Source organism: Frankia sp. AgB1.9, assembly GCF_016786355.1.
GTDB lineage: Bacteria > Actinomycetota > Actinomycetes > Frankiales > Frankiaceae > Pseudofrankia.
The window spans coordinates 19,856-42,155 of the sequence record NZ_JADWYX010000010.1; the positions used below are offsets into that span (position 1 = coordinate 19,856).

17 protein-coding genes are annotated in these 22,300 nt (G+C 70.7%); 5 read left to right on the forward strand and 12 right to left on the reverse strand.

Annotated features, from left to right (window positions below):
- Positions 1-268: 268 nt before the first annotated feature.
- Together I6A60_RS05435 and I6A60_RS05440 are read right to left on the reverse strand one after the other, a co-directional pair.
- A complete protein-coding gene (locus tag I6A60_RS05435) occupies positions 269-1,009 on the reverse strand; it encodes an SDR family NAD(P)-dependent oxidoreductase (RefSeq protein ID WP_203018669.1) in 741 nt (246 codons plus the stop codon).
- Positions 1,006-2,292 (reverse strand): cytochrome P450, encoded by a 1,287-nt coding sequence (locus tag I6A60_RS05440; protein ID WP_203018680.1) that lies wholly within the window; start codon positions 2,290-2,292, stop codon positions 1,006-1,008. The genes I6A60_RS05435 and I6A60_RS05440 overlap by 4 nt, the downstream gene beginning before the upstream one ends.
- Before the next feature lie 348 nt (positions 2,293-2,640).
- On the opposite strand from I6A60_RS05440, the gene I6A60_RS05445 reads away from it, so the two are divergent.
- The 3 genes from I6A60_RS05445 to I6A60_RS05455 all read left to right on the forward strand — a co-directional run bounded on the left by I6A60_RS05445 (position 2,641) and on the right by I6A60_RS05455 (position 6,363).
- Complete coding sequence (locus I6A60_RS05445; RefSeq protein WP_203018690.1) at positions 2,641-4,101, forward strand: tol-pal system YbgF family protein; 1,461 nt, start codon at positions 2,641-2,643, stop codon at positions 4,099-4,101.
- A 317-nt stretch (positions 4,102-4,418) separates the two neighbouring features.
- A complete protein-coding gene (locus I6A60_RS05450; RefSeq protein WP_203018691.1) occupies positions 4,419-5,714 on the forward strand; it encodes a sensor histidine kinase in 1,296 nt (431 codons plus the stop codon).
- The gene (locus I6A60_RS05455) at positions 5,686-6,363 is read left to right on the forward strand and encodes a response regulator transcription factor (protein ID WP_203018693.1); all 678 of its coding nucleotides are present in this window, start codon (positions 5,686-5,688) and stop codon (positions 6,361-6,363) included. The genes I6A60_RS05450 and I6A60_RS05455 overlap by 29 nt, the downstream gene beginning before the upstream one ends.
- 72 nt (positions 6,364-6,435) lie before the next feature.
- Here I6A60_RS05455 and I6A60_RS05460 read toward each other — a convergent pair whose 3' ends face one another.
- Positions 6,436-6,906: a VOC family protein gene (locus I6A60_RS05460; protein WP_203018695.1), complete on the reverse strand. Its 471-nt coding sequence runs from the start codon at positions 6,904-6,906 to the stop codon at positions 6,436-6,438.
- A 294-nt stretch (positions 6,907-7,200) separates the two neighbouring features.
- Positions 7,201-8,151 carry an NADP-dependent oxidoreductase gene (locus I6A60_RS05465; RefSeq protein ID WP_203018697.1) on the reverse strand — a complete coding sequence of 317 codons (951 nt, stop codon included), beginning with the start codon at positions 8,149-8,151 and terminating at the stop codon, positions 7,201-7,203.
- Positions 8,152-8,333: 182 nt separating this feature from the next.
- Between I6A60_RS05465 and I6A60_RS05470 the strand changes: the two genes are divergently transcribed.
- The gene (locus tag I6A60_RS05470; RefSeq protein WP_203018699.1) at positions 8,334-8,822 is read left to right on the forward strand and encodes a MarR family winged helix-turn-helix transcriptional regulator; all 489 of its coding nucleotides are present in this window, start codon (positions 8,334-8,336) and stop codon (positions 8,820-8,822) included.
- A gap of 83 nt (positions 8,823-8,905) precedes the next feature.
- Here the strand turns inward: I6A60_RS05470 and I6A60_RS05475 are convergent, their stop codons facing one another.
- On the reverse strand, positions 8,906-11,029 hold the full coding sequence (locus I6A60_RS05475) for an MMPL family transporter (protein WP_238434828.1): 2,124 nt from the start codon (positions 11,027-11,029) through the stop codon (positions 8,906-8,908).
- 406 nt (positions 11,030-11,435) lie between these two features.
- On the opposite strand from I6A60_RS05475, the gene I6A60_RS05480 reads away from it, so the two are divergent.
- A complete protein-coding gene (locus I6A60_RS05480; protein WP_203018703.1) occupies positions 11,436-11,831 on the forward strand; it encodes a hypothetical protein in 396 nt (131 codons plus the stop codon).
- A 93-nt stretch (positions 11,832-11,924) separates the two neighbouring features.
- Here the strand turns inward: I6A60_RS05480 and I6A60_RS05485 are convergent, their stop codons facing one another.
- Genes I6A60_RS05485 through I6A60_RS05515 form a run of 7 tightly spaced genes read right to left on the reverse strand, consistent with a single transcriptional unit; the run spans position 11,925 to position 22,288 of the window.
- Positions 11,925-12,623, reverse strand: a complete 699-nt coding sequence (locus I6A60_RS05485) for a hypothetical protein (RefSeq protein WP_203018705.1) — start codon at positions 12,621-12,623, stop codon at positions 11,925-11,927.
- Positions 12,620-14,176 carry an Hsp70 family protein gene (locus I6A60_RS05490; RefSeq protein ID WP_203018707.1) on the reverse strand — a complete coding sequence of 519 codons (1,557 nt, stop codon included), beginning with the start codon at positions 14,174-14,176 and terminating at the stop codon, positions 12,620-12,622. Before I6A60_RS05490 ends, I6A60_RS05485 begins: the two co-directional genes overlap by 4 nt.
- Before the next feature lie 10 nt (positions 14,177-14,186).
- Positions 14,187-14,396: a hypothetical protein gene (locus I6A60_RS05495; RefSeq protein ID WP_203018709.1), complete on the reverse strand. Its 210-nt coding sequence runs from the start codon at positions 14,394-14,396 to the stop codon at positions 14,187-14,189.
- 10 nt (positions 14,397-14,406) lie between these two features.
- Positions 14,407-16,029 (reverse strand): hypothetical protein, encoded by a 1,623-nt coding sequence (locus I6A60_RS05500; RefSeq protein ID WP_203018711.1) that lies wholly within the window; start codon positions 16,027-16,029, stop codon positions 14,407-14,409.
- The gene (locus I6A60_RS05505) at positions 16,030-18,396 is read right to left on the reverse strand and encodes a hypothetical protein (protein WP_203018713.1); all 2,367 of its coding nucleotides are present in this window, start codon (positions 18,394-18,396) and stop codon (positions 16,030-16,032) included.
- A gap of 1 nt (position 18,397) precedes the next feature.
- Positions 18,398-19,588, reverse strand: a complete 1,191-nt coding sequence (locus I6A60_RS05510; RefSeq protein WP_203018715.1) for a hypothetical protein — start codon at positions 19,586-19,588, stop codon at positions 18,398-18,400.
- 3 nt (positions 19,589-19,591) lie between these two features.
- A complete protein-coding gene (locus tag I6A60_RS05515) occupies positions 19,592-22,288 on the reverse strand; it encodes a fibronectin type III domain-containing protein (protein ID WP_203018717.1) in 2,697 nt (898 codons plus the stop codon).
- Positions 22,289-22,300: the final 12 nt, after the last annotated feature.

Sequence of the window (22,300 nt, forward strand, 5' to 3'; positions counted from 1 at the left end):
TATCGCAGCGCGGCCTCCCGCACACCGGACCTGCGAGCCGCGTCCCACCTGCGGCCGTCCCACGGCCACATTGCGGCCAGAAAGCGACGTGGAGTCGCCGGAGGCCCACCGTCGGGACGGCCGCACGGCCTCGGTGCCCGGTCGGTGTGGCACGAGGGCCACACGGAGATCGGACGGCCGGGCCAGAACGCGGCGGCAACCAGCCACGGTCCGTCCGGCCGCCCGAGGCGGCCTTGATTCTCGCCGCCGACACCGCCCGGTGGGCCGGTCAGATATACATGCCGCCGTTGACGCCGATGACCTGACCGGTGACGTAGCTCCCGCCGTCGGAGCACAGGTAGGAACAGGCAGCGGCAATGTCGGCGGCCGTGCCGGCCCGGCCGAGCGGCACCATGGACGCGATCAGGTCGACCCCTGGAATGTCACCGTCGGCCTCGCCCTTACGCGCCATCGGTGTGTCGACCAGGGTCGGCGGAATGGTGTTGACGGTGATGCCGTGCGGGGCGAGCTCCCGGGCCAGCGACTTCGTCAGCGCGATGACGCCGCCTTTCGAGGCCGTGTAGTGCGCCATGTTTCCCGCGCCGGACTGCGCACTGGACGAGGAAATCGTGACAATACGGCCCCAGCGACCGGCAATCATGTCCGCCGCGGCGGTCTGGACGCAGGTGAACGTCCCGGTGAGATTGACGGCGAGCACCCGTTCCCAGGTCTCCGGGGTGATGTCGAGCAACGGGGTGAACATCTCGATGCCCGCGCTGGTCACCAGAATCCCGACCGGCCCTAGCTCGGCCCGCACCCGGTCGAACGCGCCCTGGACGGCGGCCCGGTCGGCCACGTCGGTCTCGATGGCCAGGACCTTGCCGGCGGCCGCTAGGTCGGCGGCGGCGGCCTGCGCCGCGACGCCGTCCCGATCGAGGATGGCGACCTGGTAGCCGTCGGCGAGAAACTGCCGGGCCACACCGAGGCCGATACCCGAAGCGCCACCCGTCACCACTGCGACCCTGCTCATCGGGCTGCTCCCTCGACGGCCGTGAACTCCAGGTGAAGCTCGGTCAGGCCACGGAGCACCCAGGTCGGCTCGTAGCGGAAACGCCGCTCACCGGCCGGCCCGTGGTGTTCCTCGGAGAGCCGGATGTCGCGGGTGCGGGCGAGGATGCGCTCCAGACTGATCCGCCCTTCGACGCGGGCGAGCGGACCGCCGGGGCAGGAGTGGACGCCGCGGCCGAAGGCGATGTGCTGGCGAACGTTCTTGCGGTCGATGTCGACCGTGGCCGGGCACTCGAAATGCCGGGGGTCGCGGTTGGCCGCGCCGTTGAGCAGCATGACCGGGGTACCCGCCGCGATCTCCACGCCACCGATGCTCGTGGCCCGCCTGGTAAGGCGGAAGTCGGTCTTCACCGGGCTCTCGACGCGCAGCGTCTCCTCGATCAGGTCCGGGATGCGGTCGGGGTGCGCCCGCAGGTCGTCCTGGACGTCCGGATGCTGGGCGAGGTACTTCAGCAGCTCGCCAAGCAGCCGCGCGGTGGTCTCCTGCCCGGCGGCGAACAGGAACGTGGCCGCGCGGACGACCGAGACCACCTCCGGAATGCTTCCGTCCGGGTAGGTCGCGGCCGCCATCTGCGTCAGCACGTCATTGCGCGGGGCCGTCCGGCGGTCCTCGATATAGCGGGCGAACGTGTCGTCGAGCCACCCGAGGGCGTTCAGCTCGTCCTCGTGCCCGCCGCCGGCGCCGACCTCACCGGGGGTCGCGGTCAGGCCGAAACCGCTGCGGAACCGCTCGTGATCCGCCTCGGGCACCCCCAGGACGTCCGCCACGGTCAGCATCGCGAAGGGCTGCGCGAACGCGCGGATGAACTCGCACCGGCCGTCCGCGAGAAACTCGTCGAGCTGCTGGTCGGCCAGCCGCCAGATGAACGCCTCGTTCTCCTGGAGCCGCTTCGGCGTGAGCATCCGCATGACGAGGGCGCGCTCGCGGGTGTGCATCGGCGGGTCCATCGTGACCATGTGCTCGTTCATCGGGATCTGGTCCCGATATTGATCGATGATCGCGCCGACGTCGCCCTCGAGCGGCACCGGGAAGGTCGCGAACGGGCCGATCACCGAGTTGCACGAGGAGAAGGTGTCCACGTCGCGGTACACCTCGTGCGCCTCGTCGTAGCCGGTCACCGCGACCACCCCGAGATGCGGCAGCGGCAGCACCGGGCACTGGGCACGCAGGTCGTCGAAGTAGGGATAGGGATCCTCGACGAGTGACGTGTCGTTGAAGAAGTCGATGGTCTTCCAGTCGGTCACCCTGCCGCCTTCCAGGCCTCGGACAGACCGCGTCCCGGACGACGTTGTCCTGGAGACGCGGTGCCCACGATTTGGCGATCGCCAAATTTCGTTAGCGACTGTCTAGCATGGGCCCGCTCGCACTCGCAAGAAACCCAGGCGCAGCACCTTCCCGCCACGCGCCGTCCGGCCGTGGCAGGAACTCCCGCTGTCGCCTGGATGACCGCGGAAGATTGGCGCAAAACCAACTCAGAGCGGCGCGCCGCACCCCTACCATGCAGCGGACCCGCCGGGCCGGCCCCGGCTCGGCTGAGGGGGTCGCGGGATGTCAGCCCACGCCGCGCGCGACGGCAGCGCGGGAACTGTTTCGTGAGCGCGCCGGAGCCCGGCCCCGAGGGCACCGCCGACCTGGCACAACCCGTCAACAGCGACCCGGTGGCCGTGGCACTTGGAAACGCGTCCCTGTTGAACGTCGGCTACCTGATGCTGGGCCGCCGTGGACTCGCGGCGCTCACCGGGCTGGTCACGCTCGTGCTGCTCATCATCCTCGGCACCGCCGCGCGGACCCTGTGGTTCGAGATCGTCGTCCTGCTGTGGTGGTTCACCCTCGTCGCGCACGGCTGGTACCTGGCCGGCGGCTGGCCGCAGCGGCGCCGCCGGGCCGGGAGCAGAAGTCGCCTCTTCCTCGGTGCGGCCTTCTTCCTGCCGGTCCTGGTGGCCGCCACCCTGCTACGCGTCCACGTCGCCTCGATCAACAGCCGGGTCACCGCCGCGGTCCGGACCGGCGACTGCCCACGCGCCACCGCCGCCCTGGCCGACCGCTGGGCGGGCGACTATCTGGCGGACGCCCCCGGTGCCGTCCGCGGTGCGGGCACCGGGCGGGTCTGCGGCCGGCTCGGGGACACCGCGGGCCGCCTCGACGCGGTCGTCACGAACAGCGACCCAAGCTCGCTGCCACCGGCGCTGAAGGACCTTTCGGCCGTTCTCGCCGCGCGGCCCGACCACGGCCGCATGGTCCTGCGGACCCTCGACGACTTCCTCGGCCGGTTGCCGCTCTCGAACCCCTGCGACACCGTCAAGGTGCTCGACACCCTCGGCGCCTACAGCACGCGGGACGCCGTCCGGGACCAGGCGAGGGCCACCGTCCCCCGCCTCGCGCCGTCGGCGCTCCTCGGGTGCGGCGATCGCGAGTTCCAGGCGAAGGACTGGAACGGCGCGAAGTCCTCCTACCAGCGGCTGCTCGACGGCTACCCGAAGAGCCCGCTGGCCCCCAAGGCCTTCGGCGGACTCGTCGCCGCCAACCGAGCGATCGAGCTGGATCACGTACGCGCCGCGTTGGGCGCCGGTCCGGACACGTCCTACTGTTCGGACCCGGTCACCTGGAGCGGCGCGACCCCGTATCGCGCCGCCTCGCCGAACCGGGCCGTGCTCCACGGCCAGAACACCTACACGAACCAGCTGCCGGGCGACTGGCTGGTGGACGACGTCGCCAGGGCGCCGCTCGTGATCTGCGTCAGCCCGAAGGAGTACGGGGACGTCGTCCAGAGCTGCGACTACGACTCCGACGCAGGTCTGACGAGCGTCTTCGGGACCAGGACCGTGTCGTTCCACAAGGTCGCCGTTCCGATCCGCGTGGTCGAGGTCCTGACCGGCCACGTGGTGGCCGACCTGCGCGTTCAGGTCACCGGCGCCAGCTGCCCGAGCGTCATCAACTACACGACGCTCGGCTACTTCGACACCGGCCCATCCCCGGACATGTACGTGGACGTGCCGGACTCCACGGTCAGCACCGCCGTCCGCGACGCCCTGGCCCCCGTCATCAACCCCTGACGACCTGAACGACGCCGCGCGACCGTGAACAGGCGGGGCGTCCGTGCTCGGCGCGGCTGAGCGGCGGGTACTGCGCTGGTGGTACGCGGAACTGTCGGCGTAGGGACGACGACGGGTGGGGGTCGGCAGGGCAGCCTGAACGGACCCGAGAAGACACGGAGACCTTTCGTGGCAAGTTTCCTGACCGGTAGCCGCGCTCCCGGCGAGCCCGCCGCGGTCCGATGAGAGTCCCCAGCCCGGCGGTCCATCCCGACGACCCTGAGCTACGCCGGTCGGCGAACACGTACCGTATGCGCGGCGCCTACCGACAGGAATTCATGATCATGGTGACGGGCTGGCGGCGGTTCACGAGCGACCACCCAGGGCCAACCACCGCGGCGATCGCGCTGTTGATGTTCGTCGCGGCCGGGCCCGGTAGCCGGCTCGCTCCCGGCAACGCCACCCGCCCCAGCGCCGCCTGGCCGGCGGTGCTGCTCGCCGCGATCTCCTGCGTCGCGCTGCTGTGGCACGAACGCCGGCCGCGCACGGTCGTGACGGTCGCCGCCGTCTGCACCGCCAGCATGGCGCTGCACGGCTACCTGCTGAGCATGTTGCTGATCGCCCCTGCCATGGCCGCGCTCTACTGGCTGGCCGATCACACCGACCGGACGACCGCGGTCGTGTTCACCGGCGCCACCGCCACCCTGCTCGTGAGCGCCGCGCTGATCGGTGATCCAGCCAGCTACCCGCTGGTGCTGAAGACCATCGGGCCGACCGCCTGGCTGATCCTCCCCGCCGCGCTCGGCAACACCTCGCGGCTACGCCGTGCCTACCTCGCCGCCGAACGGGCCCGCGCCGAGCACGCCGAGCACACCCGGGAGCAGGAGGCTCGCCGGCGGGTGACCGACGAACGCACCCGGATCGCCCGGGAGCTGCATGACGTCGTGGCCCACCACATCACTCTGGCCAACGCCCAGGCCAGCACCGCCGCCCACCTCTCCACGACCCGACCCGAGCAGGCCCGGGAGATCCTGGCCGGCCTGACCGCGACCACCTCGGCGGCGCTGCGCGACCTCAAGGCCACCGTCGGCCTGCTGCGGGCGGACGACAGCCCACACGCCCCGCTGGAACCCGCCCCTGGACTCGCGCGGCTACCCGACCTGACCGCCGCGCTCGGCGAAGCCGGTCTCGCGGTCACCATCGACGTTGCCGGGAAGGCGAGACCGCTTTCCCCCGGAGTGGATCTGACCGCGTTCCGCGTCGCCCAGGAGGCGTTGACCAACGTGGCCAAACACGCGGCCACCAGCACCGCGCGCGTACAGATCACTTACTACCGCGACATCCTCACCATGAGCGTCACCAATGAAGGCGCCCCGACGGGCCGGCCGCACCCCACGCGTACCGGCGCCGATCAGGAGGAGGCGGGCGGCAGCCGCGGACCGGCGGCCTCCAGGGGGATCCCCGGCGGGTTCGGCCTCATCGGTATGCGCGAACGCGCCCGCTCCGTCGGCGGCGAGCTGACCGCCGGCCCCCGGCCCGAGGGTGGGTTCGAGGTTGCCATGTGCGTTCCGCTGCCGCCCACCTCAGTGACGAAAACGGGTATCGATGACGATCCGCGTACTGCTCGCCGATGACCAGGCTCTGCTGCGGGCCACCTTCCGAATGCTGATCGACTCCCAGGCGGACATGGTGGTCGTCGCCGAGGCCGCCGACGGCGCAGAGGCAGTCACTCGCGCCCGTCAACACCATCCGGACCTCGTCCTGATGGATATCCGCATGCCCGGCACCGATGGCCTCGCCGCGACCACCGTCATTGGCGCAGACCCGGACCTGGCCGCCACCCGGGTGCTCATCCTGACCACCTTCGAACTCGACGAATACGTGGCCCACGCCCTGCGAGCAGGGGCCAGCGGATTCCTCGGGAAGGGCGTCGGCGCCGAGGAACTGCTCGCCGCGATCCGGCTGGTGGCCGCCGGCGACGCGCTCCTCTCGCCAGCCGCCACCCGCGCGCTGATCACCCGGTTCCTCGCCGTGCCCGAACCCACGATGGCGCGCGCGACCCCCGACACCCTGACGGTCCTGACCACGCGCGAACGGGAGGTGGTCGCGCTCGTCGCCGAGGGCTACTCCAACGACGAGATCGCCGCCCGCCTGGTCATCAGCCCACTGACCGCCCGCACCCACGTCCATCGGGCCATGACCAAACTCCACGCCCGCGACCGAGCTCAACTCGTCGTCATCGCCTACCAGACGGGCCTGGTACGCCAGCCTCACCGACCCTAGAGGCCAGACCTTCCCAGCGGGTCGTAACAACGATCCGTCTCCCGACGGGGTCGGGCCGAGGCCAGCACGAGGCTAGAGGCGAAGCGGCCGGATCGGGGCGGCCACCAGGGTCGGGTCGGTCTTCCAGTCAATACCGGGGACGTCGACATACAGCTCGATCTCATTTCCGTCCGGGTCCTGGATGTAGAGGCTGTGGGTGATGGTGTGGTCGGACGCACCAACGATTTTCACGCCGGCCTTCGTGATGTGGGCGAATGCCTCGCGCAGCTCGTCGTCGCTGTCGCCGACTTTTAGCCCGAAGTGGTACATCCCGACACGGCGCCCGGTTGGAATCGGCACGGCGTTCTCGCCTACCTCAAGGAGGAGCAGCTCGTGGTGTGTCCTCTGGCCGGCCGAGAACGCCGCGGCCCGGACGCGGCTCGAAGCCGACCCCGCCGGGTCGGGCATGATCTGGCGCCAGCCCAGCACGTCCCGGTAGAAGGCGGCCGACCGGCCGACGTCCCGCACGTACAAGACGAGATGTCCGAGCTCCTTGATCTGCATGTCAATCCTCCTGATAGTCCGAGACATCAGTGCCGCGACCGCCAAGGTCGGCGTGCCGGCTTGATTGCCGTTTTAGGCCATGGAATGGTCGTGGAAACGTCCCATCACGACCATTCCAGGGCCAAAACAACGATCAGGGCCACACGAGCGGAGTGGTCGCCGGGCGTTGACGAGGATTTCTGTGGCCCCGTCCGCGGGACCCCGGCTGGTTCCGCGCCGCTTCGTTGTGGGCGGGCACCAGCCGGGGCGTACGGTGCGCCGCCGATCCGTGCGGACGGGGCGGCGCGCGTCCTGTCAGGCGCCGATCTCGACGACGATCTTTCCGCGGGCGGCGCCGGCCCCGAGGGTGGCGAGCCCGTCGGTGGCCTGCTCGAGGGGCAGGACGGTGGTGACGTCAACCTTCAGGGTGCCGGCCGCGGCGCGCTCCGCGAGCTCCGCGACAACCGCACGCAGCGGCGCGGCCATGACACTGGTGCCGGTCAGACCGGCGGCGGCGAGGGCTTGTTCGTCGGCGGCGGCGCCCAGGGTGCTGGCCACCTTGCCGCCCTTGCGGACCGCCCCGAGCGGTGCTCCTTCGGCGGTGTAGGCGACGAGGTCGATCAGGGCGTCGACACCGTCCGGGTAGGCGGCCTGCACCTGCTCGGCTACCTGGCCGGCGGTGTAGTCGACGACCGTGGTCGCGCCGAGCGCGGTCAGCCTGCCCGCGTCGTCGGCCGTGCCGGTGGCCACGACGGTGACGCCGCGAGCAGCGAGCAGCTGGACGGCGTACGAACCCACGCCACCGCCTGCCCCAACGACGAGAACGGTCTGTCCCTGCTCGGGCTCGACGGCATCGACCGCGGCCTGGGCGGCGGCCGCGGCGAGGGGAAGGGCCGCGGCCGTGGTGAAGCTGAGACCGGCGGGCTTGTGGGTGACGGCGGCGGCGGGCAGCAGTGCGTACTCGGCGAGGGTGCCGGCCTGGATCGGCGGGGCCAGCAGCATGTGGCCGATCACCTCGTCGCCGACGGCCACGTGGTCGACGCCGGCTCCCACTGCCTCGACGACGCCGGCGGCATCACGGCCGAGGACCAGCGGGTACAGGTGCGGCAGCATCTCGGCCATCACCCCGGCGGCCAGGGCGTTGTCCAGGGCATTGAGACCGGCCGCCTTCACCCGGACCAGAACGGTGCCCTCGGTCGTGCTGGGGACGGGAAGGTCCGACAGGCGGGGCTGCTCGCCCGCGGTCGGGACATTTAGTGCGCGCATGGGTGCTCCCAAGGAGATCGGGCCCGAGGACGAGCCCGGCGGGCGGGTGCGCCTCGCGACCTGACTGGCCGCCACGGGCGCCGATAACTTGAAGCTTCAACTCAAAACTAGAGACGGATCACTTGATGTGTCAAGTGATCCGTCAGTTTGGTTCGGTTGATGCTTCAAGCTAGGCTGACGACGTGGACGTGCACGAGCCGCGCTGGCTGGCCGACGAGGAGATGCAGGTCTGGCTGACCCTGGCCAAGGTGCTGGTCAGGCTTCCCGCGGCGCTCGACGACCAGCTCCAGCGCGATGCCGGGGTCAGTCACTTCGAATACCAGGTGCTGGCCATGCTGTCCGAGGCCCCCGAGCGCACCCTGCGGATGAGCACTCTGGCCGTGTTCGCCAACGGGTCGCTCTCCCGGCTCTCCCATGTGGCCGGGCGGCTGGAGAAGGCCGGCTGGATACGCCGCGCACCAGATCCCACCGACGGCCGCTACACCCTGGCGATCCTCACGGATGCGGGCCGGGACAAGGTCGTCGCGACCGCCCCCGGGCACGTCGCGGCGGTCCGTGCCCTCGTCTTCGATCCCCTCACCCGCACGCAGCAGCGGCAGCTGGGCGACATCGGGCGCCGAATCGTACGCGCCGTCGACCCCGACGGAAGCGCCCTCGACACGCTCAGCTGACCGTCCCACCAGGGGACCCGGGGCACGTGGTGCTGCTGGCAGGCTCGGCCCCGGGGACCCCAATGGCCGTCACGGCTGCTCGGTTATGAGGCCTTTGCCAGGACACGAGCGGAGTCGCCGTCCGCGTCATTCTGGGGTCCGGCTCCCTCGACCGACAGGTGGGGGGTAATGCGGTCGGCCCATCGGGGGTAGGCCCACACCCGCGCGCCGATCAGCCGCATGAGCGCCGGGATGAGCACCATGCGGACCACGAAGGCGTCCACGATGACCGCGAGCGCCAAGCCGATGCCGATGCAGGCAACGATTCGCTGACCGCTGAACCCGAACGAGGAGAAGACGCACAGCATGATCACGGCGGCGGTTCCGATGACCTTCGCGGTCTCGCCGAGGCCCACGCGAATCGCCCGGGTGTTGTCGCGGGTGTTGGTCCACTCCTCGTGCATGCGGCTGACCAGGAACACCTGGTAGTCCATCGAGAGACCGAACATCACGCCGACGATCATGACGGGGACGATGTAGGAGATCGGCGCGCCGTCACCGACGCCGAGCAGGTTGCTGGCCCAGCCCCACTGGAAGATCGCGGTGATCGCGCCGAGGCCGACGACGATCGTCGTGAGGTTGCTGACCGCGCCGACCAGCGGCAGCAGCAGGCTGCGGAACGCCAGCGCGAGCAGCAGGAACCCAAGCACGGCGACCAGGCCCAGATACAGCGGCAGCTTGCTCATCAGCGCGTGCGCGACGTCGATGTCGGTTGCCGTCTTGCCGCCGACGTACACCCGCAGGTCGCTGCCGCTCTCGGCGGCCGGGATCACGTCCTGGCGCAGGTGACCGACCAGGTCGACGGTCGCCTTGGCCCCGGCGCTGCTCGTCGGGGTGACCTGGATGACCGCGAGCCCCGCGTGGGCCGAGGACGGTGTCGAGACGGCGGCGACGTCCGGTACCGAGCGCAGGTCGCCGGCCAGCGTGTCCAGCGCCTGGGCGGACCTGGCGTCAGGAGTCTCCGCGACCAGGAGGAGGGTCGCGTCGACGCCGGCGCCGAACGCGGGGCTCATGAGCTCGTAGTACTGACGCGACGCGGAGCCGGTCGGGTCGCTGCTGGCATCTGCCTCGCCGACCCGCATCGACAGCACCGGGATCGCCAGCGCGGCCAGCAGAATCAGGGCGAGCGCCGCCATCGGCACCGGCAGGCGGGTCACCAGCCCGGCCCACCGGCCGGCCGGGGTGCGGCGCGAGCCGGTCTCGGCACCCGCCCCGGACACCCCCGGCGTCGCACCGGCCAGCAACAGGCGGCGCTGACGCTTGGACAGCACACGCAGACCGAGTGCGGACAGCAGCGCGGGCAGCAGGGTGATCGCCGCGAGCACGGTGAACAACACGGTGACCGCGGCCGCCTGGCCCATCCCGGTGAGCACGCCCATGCCGACGACGAACATCGCCAACAACGCGGCGATCACCGTCAGACCGGCGAAGATGACGGCTCGGCCGGAGGTGGTCACGGCCTGCACGATCGCCTCGGTGACCGACGTTCCGCCCACCAAAGCCTTGCGGTACCGGTTGACGATGAACAGGGCGTAGTCGATACCCACGCCCAGACCGATCAACGACCCCATCGTGATCGAGTCGCTCGACAGGTTGACGACGTGCGAGCCGACCATGACGAACAGCAGCGAGACGACGACCCCGGCCACGCCGGTCACGATCGGAAGGGCCGCCGCCCACACCGACCGGAACATCAGCAGCAGGATCGCCAGCGCCGCCAGAATGCCGACGATCTCCGAGATTCCACCCGCCTTGGTCTGCGGCGCGAACGCCTGACCACCGAGTTCGACCTGCAGCCGGCTGCTGTCAATCGACTGCGCGGCCTGCTCGACTTGGCCCACCTTGGCGTCGGTCACCGTCACGAGCGCGTAGGCCGTGTTCTGGCCCGCGTTGAGCTGCCCGCTGCCGCCAGGCGTGTACGGGCTCTGCACGGCCGTGACGCCGGGTAGCGCCGCGACCCTCGTCAGCATGCCGGAGACCTCACCGCGCACCTCGGCCGCGTCCACCGCCTGACCGGTGGTGTGCCAGACGATCCGGCCGGTCTCGGTCGAGCCGTCCGACGGCCCCAGCAGCGCATAGGCGTGCGCCGACTCACTGTTCGGCAGGTCGGCGACGGTCTTGAAGCTGCTTCCCATCCCAATGACCAGGGCGACCAGGACGACGAACATCCCGGCCCAACCCCCTACGACGACGAGGCGATGGCGAGCGCACCACCGGGCAAGAACAGACACGGAACTGCCTTCCAGGAGTTCGAAGCGGGCAGTTCACGGTCCCGCGGACGCCAGCTCGACACATCCGCCCGACGGCGTCATCCGCGCCTACCACCAGCGCAGTACGTCCAGCCACCGCCTGCTCCCGCCGGCGTGTGCGCGCCTCGCATACCGCGACGGTGGTAGCCCGGATTGTCGGCTCACGTAGGACGTCAGATTGGGCCCTGTCGGACAGACTCATCTCGCACGCAACGGCCGGATATCGGGACTGAAAATTCATGCCGGTCCGCTGCCCGCAGCACCTGTCAGCCCACCGTGGAGACCATCCATATCCACGCAACGAACGGTCCGGAAGGGAAATAATATGTACGGGCGACTCATCCTTGTCGGCGCGGCCATTGCGTCGTTGGCGGCCTGCAGGCCAGCGGACACGGCGACCGGTACCCCGGCCGCGAATGTGACGCCATCATTCGTCACGACATACGCACCGGCGAGCCCGACGAGCGAGACCGGCAACCAGGACGACACCTCAGGGTATGTCAGCCGGTTTCGCCGGGAGTTTCCCGACCAGGCCGACGGCAAGACCGACGCGCAGATTCTCGGCGACGGCGAGGCTGACTGCTCGGATATGGCCGCCAGTTGGAAGGTGGTCACGCCCTCGATGGGAAAGCGTTACAGCCTGGGCAGTTCGACAGCCGACCAGGCCGTTCTCTACAACATCGCGCTGCTGGACATGTTCGCCCTCTGCCCGGCCCGTTGACCCGCGCCGGTGCGGCGCCGCTCGCCGGACACGATCCCGCAGGCCTCGCCTTTCGCGTGAACAGGACCGGTCGAGGCCGTCCTGACGGGACTCTCAGTGAGCGATACCACGCCGGATCGCATCGAGGGACAGGCCCAACGCTCGACTGGTCTGCTCGAGCGACTGATGGGTGGTCGTACTGAACTGCTTCGCCACCAGCAGCTGGAGCAGCTGCTTCTCATGGTCCGAGAGCTGCGCCTTGTTGTGGAACGAGGTGAAGAAGATCGAGCCCTCGCCGTGTTCCGCGTAGACCATGATGGGCCCCTGCGGGGACCGCAACAGCACCTCTGCCCGCCCATCGCGCATCGTCGCCCAGATGCCCATGTCGAACTCGATGGTGATCCGCTCGCCGATGATGCCGCGCAGCTCCGGGTCGAGCACGTCCGCGGTGAGCTGGCAGCGGCTGCCGTGGTGGCCGGCGAAGTCGAAGACTCCCGGAAACGCCTCGCTGATGAGGGCATCCTCGTGGTCCGAGGCGTACACGCAGCCGCCGCCGCGTACGTATTCGGCGAGCGCCCGCGGATCGACCCGGTCGGCCGTTCCACAGTTGACGAAGAGCAGGTTGCAGTCGAACTCCCCGCGAAACGGCTCGAACTCCACTCCCATCGAGGTCAGAATCTCGCCGATGTTGTCGTACCCGGGCGTGGTCACGTAGACCTTCTGCTCGCCGGCGAGCCTGCTGAGCGCGGGGCCGGCCGGATACTCGGTCAGCCCCGCCGCATCGAAGGTGCGCCTGCGCCACCGGACCGTCACGCGCTTCCCTCCAGGGTCAGACCGGCGACGAGCCGGCGCTGCTCGGCCACCTCGGCGTCGTCGAGTACTCCGTGGATGAACGCCTCGACCTCGAGCGTGACCCGGCGGCCAGCGCCGTCGGCGGACGCGACCGTGAGGCGGCCGTCCAGATCTACCGAGACGAACAGCGAGAGCGGGCTCCCCGCAGGATGGGGCGGAATGCCGACGATCTCCCCGTCGAGCAGGACGCGGTTGTCCGCGGGCTCGGGCGACGGCACGGCTCCGCCCTGCTCGTAGAGCTGGATGCGCGCCCGCTCCTGCCCGTTCGCGACGGTCGCGACGACGTGCTCCCTGCGGTCGATGGGCAGCGGGGTATTGGCGGGGACGAAGTGCTGGACGTACGGCTCCTCCCGGTACGGCTCCCGGCTGGACCGCAGCAGGATGCCGATGGACCGTGGCAGGACCGGCGTGATCGGTGTCGGACCGGTGCCGCCACCGGGGCCCTTACCCACACCGGCGGCAAGCTGCGCGGCCAGTAGCGCCGCGCCGCGGGCAACCGCCTTGTCCGGGTCCGTGAGGCGCACCGGGAGGCGCAGCCGCGTCCGGAGCGCCTCGCGGATCATGGGCATCCGGGTCGATCCGCCGACCAGAAGGACCTGGCCGACGGCCGGTGCGTCGAGCGCGGCCGCCTTCTCGACGACCCGGATCACCGTGTCGAGGCAGCGCACCACCAGGTCGCCCGCCGCTTCCTCGAACGCCTCGCGATCCACCCGCAGCTGCAGCGTCCGCCCGCGCAGCCGGACGCGCTCGGTCACGCCCGCGCGGCCGGTGAGCTGACGCTTGACCCGCTCGGCCGCGTCCTCCACGGCGCCCATCACGTCCTCGTCGTAGCGGAGCTCCTCCGCGTCCGGGAGCTCGTCGACCTGCGCCCACAGCAGGTCCTGGACGCGGCTGTCCCAGTCGATGCCGCCCAGCTGGGTCTCGCCGTCGACGGCCCAGACCCGCGGGGCACCGCGGTGCATCCCGACTACCGCAACGTCGAAGGTCCCGCCGCCCAGGTCGAAGACCAGCGACGTCACCTTGGGCTCGGTCGCGAGGCCATACGCGTACGCCGCCGCGACGGGCTCCGCGAGCAGCTGCAGACAGCGCAGGCCCGCGATCTCGGCGGCCGCGTACGTCGCCTCCCGCTCGGCGACACCGAAGTAGGCCGGAACGGTGATCACCGCGGCCAGGTCGGCCACGGGCACGGACAGCACCTGGGCGGCATCGGCGGCCAGCCTGCGCAGGATAAGACCGGAGATGGACTCCGGCGTGTAGCGCTGCCCATGGAACTCGAGCGGGAAGACGTGGCCCATCTGCCGCTTGATCCCGGTCACGACGTTCGCGGGATCGCGCCCGAGCATGCGCTTCGCCTCGGCGCCCACGACCGCCTGGCCGTCGGCGCCGAAATAGACGACGGACGGGGTCAGCTCGCCACCGTCGTGCGCCTCGACGGCGGTCTCCGCGCCACCCGGTGCCTGATGTATCGCGCACGAGTAAGTGGTCCCGAGATCGATGCCGACGCTGGTGCTCACGGCGCCGCGCCTACGCTCGCCACGGCCACGGGATGGCCCTGGCCACCGCGCGTTGGACGTCCAGCAGGTCGTGCAGGGCCGACCCGAGCGCCCTGTTGCCGTCCCCGCCGCGGAGGTACAGCCATAGCAGCAGGATCGCGGCCGTCAGCACGACGAGGAAGTGCAATGCCGTCCACGCCGTGCGGAATGTCCAGTAGACAAGCGGAATTCCGTCCTTCACGCCACTCTCCTTAGGCGGGTAGTACGGCCGCGGGCGGCGGCAGGACGCTGAGTCGTCGGTCGGTCGTCGTGATCGCCCAGTCAAAGACGTGCAGCGGGTGCAGTGGGTCGAAGCTCTCCCGCGGGCCGAAGGAGTCGACGGCGAAGAAGCTGACGTTCTTGAAGTCCTGCGCGATACGCCGGACGAACCCGTCGGCGCCGTTCGCCCGCAGCCAGAGCCGGATGGTCTCGCCGTCCGCGGGGTCGAAGGCCTCGGTCTGACTCAGGGTCCGCAGCACGTCGACCTTGGTGACGACCACGGCCAGACGTTTGGCGTCGATCCGCACCTCCTCGGCACGCAGCCGGTCGACGACGGCGGCGTAGGAGCTCTCCTGGTCGCCCATCGCGATCGGCACCACGCCGGTCTTGTTCTCGACCCGCAGCAGGTCCGTCACCGGCGGCAGCGCGAGCGGGTCGAGGATGAAGATCAGGACGTCGGCGGTGTCGATGTAGCCCAGGTCGCGGGCCCGCTCCCAGTCCGCGAACGCCTCTCCCGCGGCGTCCATCAGCTGCAGCTCCAGCTCGCGGCCCCCCCTCGTCAGGAGCAGGGGCACCCCCTCGGGCCGGTTCTTCCAGGCCGTCGGGGCCATGTGCAGCCTGGCGCTGAGGTTTGCCGCGGCGTCCGTCAGAAACGACTCGGCGACGGGCGACAGCGGCTCCAGCGAACCGGACAGCTGTAACACCTTGGTCCTCAACGCGACCGCGCCGCTGGAGAGAAACTGGGTCTTGCCAGCGCCGGTCGACCCGATCACGGGCAGCGGCAGCACCCGACGGGTCCCGCTGCCGGTCGGCACGTCGTTGAGGCAGAAGGGGCAGACCGTCGCCAGGTGCCGGGCGGCCGCGCCCACGGTCGCGGGAATGCTGGTGCCACAGCCGCACCGCCGGCGCACGATTCCGAGCGGGCCAGGCCGGACGTCGTGATGGACGGTGGTGCACGTCGTACCCGCGCACCGGTAACTCGGGACGAAGGTCGTCCGGTAGCACTGCGCGCAGCGCAGGATCGCCTTGCGGCGGCGCCGGGTGAGGCTGTCGTAGGAGCGGTACCCGGCGATGGCGACCTGCTGCCCGAGATAGACGGCGCCGCCGACGACCCCCATGACGCAGTACCAGCCGAGAACCGAGATCCAGGCACCGATGGCGAACCCGAGTAACGGCGGAAACAGTACGGCGGCCAGGACTGAGGCCAGGTCCTGCTTGAACAACCAGTGGAAGGGCGCCGGCACGACGGCGCGGGCCCGGGCGATGACGGCGTTCGCGTCATGCCGCGCCTGGTGCGGGTTGTAGACGGGCCAGGCCCGGTCCCAGCCGAAGTTCCTGGCCGGGCCCCGCGGCGCCTTGCCCAGCACTTTGCCCGCGACGACGTCGTCAGGCGTGACGATTTTCGGCTTGTTCGTCGCCTTGCCCCGCAGGACGCCGGGTGGGATGACCACGCCAATCAAGAACCCGGCCGCGATCCCGAGCCCGAAGGTCACGGCCCAGAGCACAAGCACCCAGGCGAAGATACGGACCACCAGCGCGAGGACGACCCACGCGACGAAGACGGCGGCAGCTATCGCGATCGCCCCTAGGACGACCCAGAGGACAACTTCCTCCACCTAGCCCTCCTTTCCGCGATTGAACGGCCTGCCGAACTTGCGCGGCGTCTGGCGGGGTTCCCTGCCTCTGGTCAGGTAGTTCTGCAGCTCCTCGCGGAGGCTCCGGTCCTGCCGGGCCTCACGGATGACCTCGGGCCGTGAGGCAGCGATCTGGTCAAGGACCTTCTCGACTGCGAGGGCGACCACTTCGACCGGCCGTTCCCGAGCGGCCAGAGCCAGCGCGATCGCGCGAGACCCTTGGCCGGTGTCCACCAGCCGATGAAGGTAGACGCGGATCGACGTGGGACCGGACGGCCCGGTCGCGGCCAACAGCGCGCGGACGCCGTCCGCGTTCGTGGAACCGACCAGCAACCGGCCGATCTCCACGAGAAATAGCTGGGTGAACGCCTTCGCCCCGGACACGCAGCCGTCCAGCGAGACGTTGGGCTTCTCGTAGATGGCCGACCGCGCCTTGTCCAAAGCAGTCTTCGCCCGCGCGTACTCCCCGGCGATCCGGGCCAGGTCAGGGTCTCCGGCATCCTCGAGGCTCCGCATGACCGGGCTCCAGTCGCCTGGAATGGGCGCATTCGGGTCATTGGGGTCGGTCTTCAGGGCCTGGTCGAGCCACATGCGGGTGAGCCCGGCGAGGTCGGCGGTCAGCCCACGTTTCGCGATCCACACCCCCCAGAGGGCCGCATCGTTCGGCAACCGCGTGCTCGACAGCACGACCCGCCAGGCCTCGGTCGGGACCGTCGCCACCCCGGCCAGGCGGGCGGCCCGCTCAGTCGCCGGCAGCCGGCCGATCTGGCCGGCTGTGATCCAGCCCGCGAGCGTCGGGTCCGCCGCGGCCAGGAAGTCCCATTCGCCGCGCATCAGCCTTTGCACCGCCACGCCGTCGTTCGCCCGGTAGGCGGTCACGAGCTTGGCCGCGGCGGCCGCGACCACGAGCTCCTTCCCGAACCAACGCCGCCACCGCTCGCGTCCGATCCTGGGATCGCGCAGCCACAGGTCGGCGAGGTCAGCGGCCGACCGTGCGAGGCGTTCCGCCGAAACGGTGGCGCCGAGCACCAGCGCCGCTGTGAAGAGCTCGGGCAACAGCTCCAGCGGCGCGCCGGCCAGGACCTCGGTCAGATACCCGCCAGCCTGCTCCCGCGCCTCGGCCGAGCCCCAGGTGATCGGCCGCGCCGCACCGACCAGCTCCGCCGCGAAGATCTCCGCCGCGGCGGGAACCCGGGCGAGCGCTTCCAACGTGGGCATCGCGATCCCGGCCGCCAACTCGTCCACACCGGCCTCGTGCGCCCGGCGCATCGCGGCCGCCGCCACGCCGAACTCCGCGGGCGACGTCGGGCCGTAGGTGGCCGCCGCCTCGCAGAGGTCCTCGGCGTACAGCGCCAGATCGTCCGCGAGACCCGCCGCCGCCAGGCCGGTGACGGCGGCCAGCGACGTCTGCCAGGCGGCTTGGCGGTCGAGGTCGTCCCCCGGCAGCGCGATGAGCCGCGCCGTCTCGGTCGCCAGGGCGGATCCGAGTGCCGGCTCCCATCGCTGGGCGATTTCGATGGCGGTCAGCGCCTCGTCCGCCCCGCGCTCCAGGAACCACGTCGCGCGGACGCGCGCGCTGTCGCTGACGCCGACGCCCGGGGCGGACCGCCGCACGAGGTCGAGCACGTTGGCCGTGCCGAGATCGGTGCCGGAGAACTCCGGGCTGACCCCGACGATCCCGGCGTTGACCCGCCTCGGGTCGTCGACCAGAGCCCGGAACTGCAGCTTGCGGGCGGTCTCCGCATCGACGAACAAGGTGCCGAGCGCGATCCACCGCATGACGACGTCCAGGTCGGGGTGCAGGAGGACCAGCTTGCGTGGCTCGTCGGCCAGCACCCCGTCGAGCATCGTAAGGAACTGCGGCAGCACTCCGACCGCCCACGTGTCCGCCCGCAGGTACTCCATCAGCGCGGCGGCTTCGAACTCGGGGCGGATCTCCAGCGGAGAGGTCCACGGGTCAAGCTGGGCACCCGGCGCCTTCGCCAGGTTCCAGGTGAGTGCGCCGTACAGCTGGGCGGGCCGGTACGGGACGAAGTCGTCGAGGTCGGACGTGACGATGGCCTGGGTGAGCTGGTTGCCCGGGCGCCCGCTGTTGGTCCGGCCGGTGGACTTGCCGCGGGTTAGGTATGCCCGCCCGTCGACCTGGATGTAGGCGCAGGTGGGCGGGTGGCTCAGGTCGTCGTGGGCCAGCGACCAGGAGGGGATCACCCGGTGAAGCAGGCCCTCGCGTATCCGCTGCCGGTCGGTCCCTGAAATTCCCGGTGACACAGCCTGGAAGTTGAAGCCGTCGATACCGTCGATGGCCTCCCGCGCGAGCACGTCGGTGTAGACGGCCACGTCGAACGCCACGTCAGGCTCCCGTCATGGGAATGAAGTTCCGGGTCGCCATGAGCCAGAGGAGGGGCTCGGCGACCCGGTGCGGCAGGAGCCCGCGGCTACTGACGCGCCCGGACGAGTACTCGGGCTCGGCGCCCAGCGCTGACGCCCCGAACAGGCGGAAGCTGGCGTAGTTGTTGTCGAGCTTGCGGATGAGGGATCCGCCGCCCCACTGCTCGACCATCGCGCCGATGTGGTCGTGGACCGTGCGTGACTCGGTCTCGTCGAAGAAGGGGCGCGACGACGACGGCCGGCGGACCGGGTGATCCGGTGGAATGTCGTCGAAGAAAGCGTCGATCTTCGAGATCACGACCGCGATGGGCTCCTTGATACGGCCGTTGCGCTTGACTCTTTTCGCCGTCCGCAGCACGAGCGTGATGGCGTCCAGCACCGCCTCCGGGCCGGTCTCCGGCAGCGAGGCGCCGCGCGCGTCGGCGCGCCCCCGGTTTGCCGGGAACCCGAACGGGTCCAGCAGCAGGATTACCCCGGACGCGGCGCCGAGGTACAGCTGGCTCATTGCCTTGTCCGGTGTCGCGAAGTCCTCGCCGGCGTTGTCGTAGAAGGAGAAGACGGTGGAGTGCGTGCGGCTGATGCCGATCGCCATCTTGCGGGAATACCGCCAGGCGTAGACCGCCGGGTCCTTCTTCGCGATGGCGGCGGAGCTGTTGTTGACCGCGGTCTGCTGAGGTAGCTGCCCGTCGGTCTTGAGCATGATGTCGCGGTAGATCCGTAGATTTCGGGCGAGCTCCGAGCGGCCGCCCGGCGCGTCGATCGTCGCGTCGAAACGGTCCGCCACCGCGTTCTGCAGCTCGTAGTCCAGCACGGAGAGCATGACTGTCTTCCCCGACTGGCGTACCCCGACGAGGCCGATGAGCGCGGAGTCCGACCCGTACTCCGCGGGTAGCAGTGAATGGCATTCTGGGCACATCGGTGGCCCGGGCGCCGCGTCGCAGCGGGGGCAGCGCGCGGAGGCCGATCCGGTTGGCATGATGACCGGCCAGTACGGGTCCGAATCATTGAAATGGGTGATCCTGGCCTGGTCTGGCGTCTTCAGGCACTGCTCCCGGCCGGCGGCGTGCCGCCCCGAACATCTGTACGCCAGCCGGTGCGGATTGATCGCCGTGTAGCAGTACGGGCATGGCGTCGCGGGATTGAACAACTTCATTGACTACCCCCGCATGTCACTGGTCGGTGGATCTGCGAAGCGCACGTCGCTGCCCGCATCCGGGAACAGCCGAATCCAGAACGGCGACGCGACCTTGCCCAGGTCGAGGGTGAAGCTGACCGGCTCGCCGGTCGCGAGGTTCACCACCCGCCGCTCGACGACCGTCCCGTTGGCGGGGCTGCCGGGCGGGAATTTCGCCTCCCGCAATACGACCAGGGCCGCGACCGTGCCCCGGAACGGGCCGGGCTCGATGGTCACCGTCACCGAGCCGAGGCCACGGAACGCGGAGCGCCGTACCGCGAGCGAGTATCCGACTCTGGGCGTCCCGCCGCCCGGTACCGGGACGACGGCCGCCGGCGAGAGCCACTCCCGAGAGCCGGCACGGACCACCGTCGCGACGGTGACGTCGCTGACCGCCTCGGCGTCGGCGAGCCGGACGCCGCCGTCCTGGTCGTAGCCGGCACGCGAGACGCGCTGGACCCGCGGGCCGCCGCCGACGGACCAGCGCACCTCGACGAGGTAGTCGCCCCGGGGCCACTCCCAGGACAGGCGCAGCTCGGAGCCGAACCGGTCAGCCGCCGGCCGCCGGACCGACGGCACGTTCCCGATCACAGTGGACGGTCCCACCAGCCCGCCGTCCCCGTCGACGGTCACCGGTGCCAAGAGGCGCACGTCGGGCATCGGGTCCAGCGTGCGGGCCGTCCGGCCGCCGGCCGCCTGGGCGGGCCGCAGCGCCAGGCGCCGGCCGCCCTGGCTCTCCAGCGCGGTGAAGGACAGCCTGGCCCCGGTGGTCACCTGGGCCGTCACTGGCAGCGCCCACAGCTCGACGCCATAACCCGCGACAGGCGACCAGCTTGCCTGATACCCCGCGTCCGTCGCCGTCTCGAGGCGCAGGTCGTCCACGGGCCGGATGACGCCGCGCGGCGTGACGTCCGCCTCCGTCGCGGCCGATTCGCGTCGCTCGCCACCGGGCAGCAGGTACACCGCGCGGACGGAGAACAGGTACCGCGTACCGAGGGCCAGCCCGGTGACCGAGAGCTGGCCCGGAGTCGTCGGCCGCAGTGCCTGCTGGGCGCCGTCGAGCGCCGTCTGGGTGACCACCACACCGGCGGCCTCAGGCGGCGTCGACCACGACAAGGAGACCGCGTCCGCCTGGGCGTCGGCGCGCAGGGCCGTCGGCGCCGGCAGGACGACCGCGGTGGCCGTGACCGGGTCGGAGTAGGAGACGCCGTCGCGCGTCACGAAAACCGCGTAGCGCACCTGTCGCCCGACGGGCGGTCGCGGGTCGCGATGGCGAGTGGTGGTCAGATTGCCGGCGAGAACCTCGCCGTCGCTGTGGTGGACCGGTACCGCCCCGAGCGTCCGGACGACGCTGTAGCGGCTTCCTTCCTCGCCGCCGGGCCAGGTGACGTCGAGCGCGCGTCCCTCGACCCGTAGCGAGAGGGTCAGCGGCGGCAGCGGCGGCAGCGCGGTGAGCCGCCGTCGGAGATCCTCGTCCGCGGTGTCCACGGTCAGAGCACCGCGCAGCGCGGTCGCCGCAGCGGCGTAGTTCCGCGTGGCCATCGCCGCGTCGTACTGGGACTGGAAGGTGGCCTTCTTCTTCTCCGCGGTCACCAGGGTTGCCTCGACGGCCGCCCGCTCGGAGGCGTCGGCGCCATCGGGCGCCGGGAGCGCGTCGAACAGCCTGCGCGCCTCGGCCAGGGCGCCCGCGGCCAGCCGGTCGGCCACGTCCGCTGACCTGAGCACCTGGGTCGATGACGCGAGCTTGGCGACGAGCCGCGCAGCGTCGACCTCACGCACGCCTCGCCGCATCAGCTCGTTGCGGACGGTGAGCCTGGATCGGCCCCGCCCCAACAGGTCCCGGACGGTGTCGGCGAGCAGGGCAAGGGTGACAGCATGCAGGCCCGCGGGCGAGGTGTACTGCGTGAGCGCGGCGAGCGCGTTCTGCGCCGCGTGCCGGGCCCGCTCCTCGACCTGCGCCTCCTGTTGCTGCAACCGCAGCTTCGCGGCGGCGACATCGCTCGGCTCGAGGCGCCGCGCGGGGCTGCCGTAGGAGAGCTCGTCAACGACAGCGATGTCCTCCAGCCGCTTCGGGCGTGTGATGACGTCGACGACCGTGCGGAACTCCGGGAACTCCACCACCTTGCGGAGAGGGGCTGGCACGGTGACCTTGGGTAGCTCGAAGTCGGGCCGCACGTTCACACCGTGCTTGGCCAGGGCGGCCTGGAGCGGGCCCTCAGCCTGGGCGCCGAGCCCGGCGCTGGCCACCTGCTCGGCCACCTGCTCCGGTGTGATGACCTTCAGCGAGAACTCCTGGGCGAGCTCCTGCGCCAGGTCGTCCAGCTGGGCCCTGAGAACCCCTTGGCGGGCGGCCGCGAGGTTGGCCCAGAAGGACGGGTCGGAGACCTTCCCGCCCGCCTTGCCGATCAGCTCCACCAGGCGCTTGAGCAGCTGGGCCGAGGCCAGGTTCTTGTTCTTGTTGAAGGCCGCGACGAGACGCTCGAGATGATTCGCCAGGTCCGCGGCCGACATCGACGGCTCGACGGCGAACAGCGTCACCATGTCGAGCCGCGCCACGGCCGCGAGGCCGGCGGCGCCCTGCAGGTCACGAATGACCTGCTGGAGGGCCTCGGTGCGTGCCTTGTCCTTTGCCAGCGGTGCGAGAACCGTGGCGCGGTACTTGGCGGGATCGAATGCCATCCGGGGCTCAGC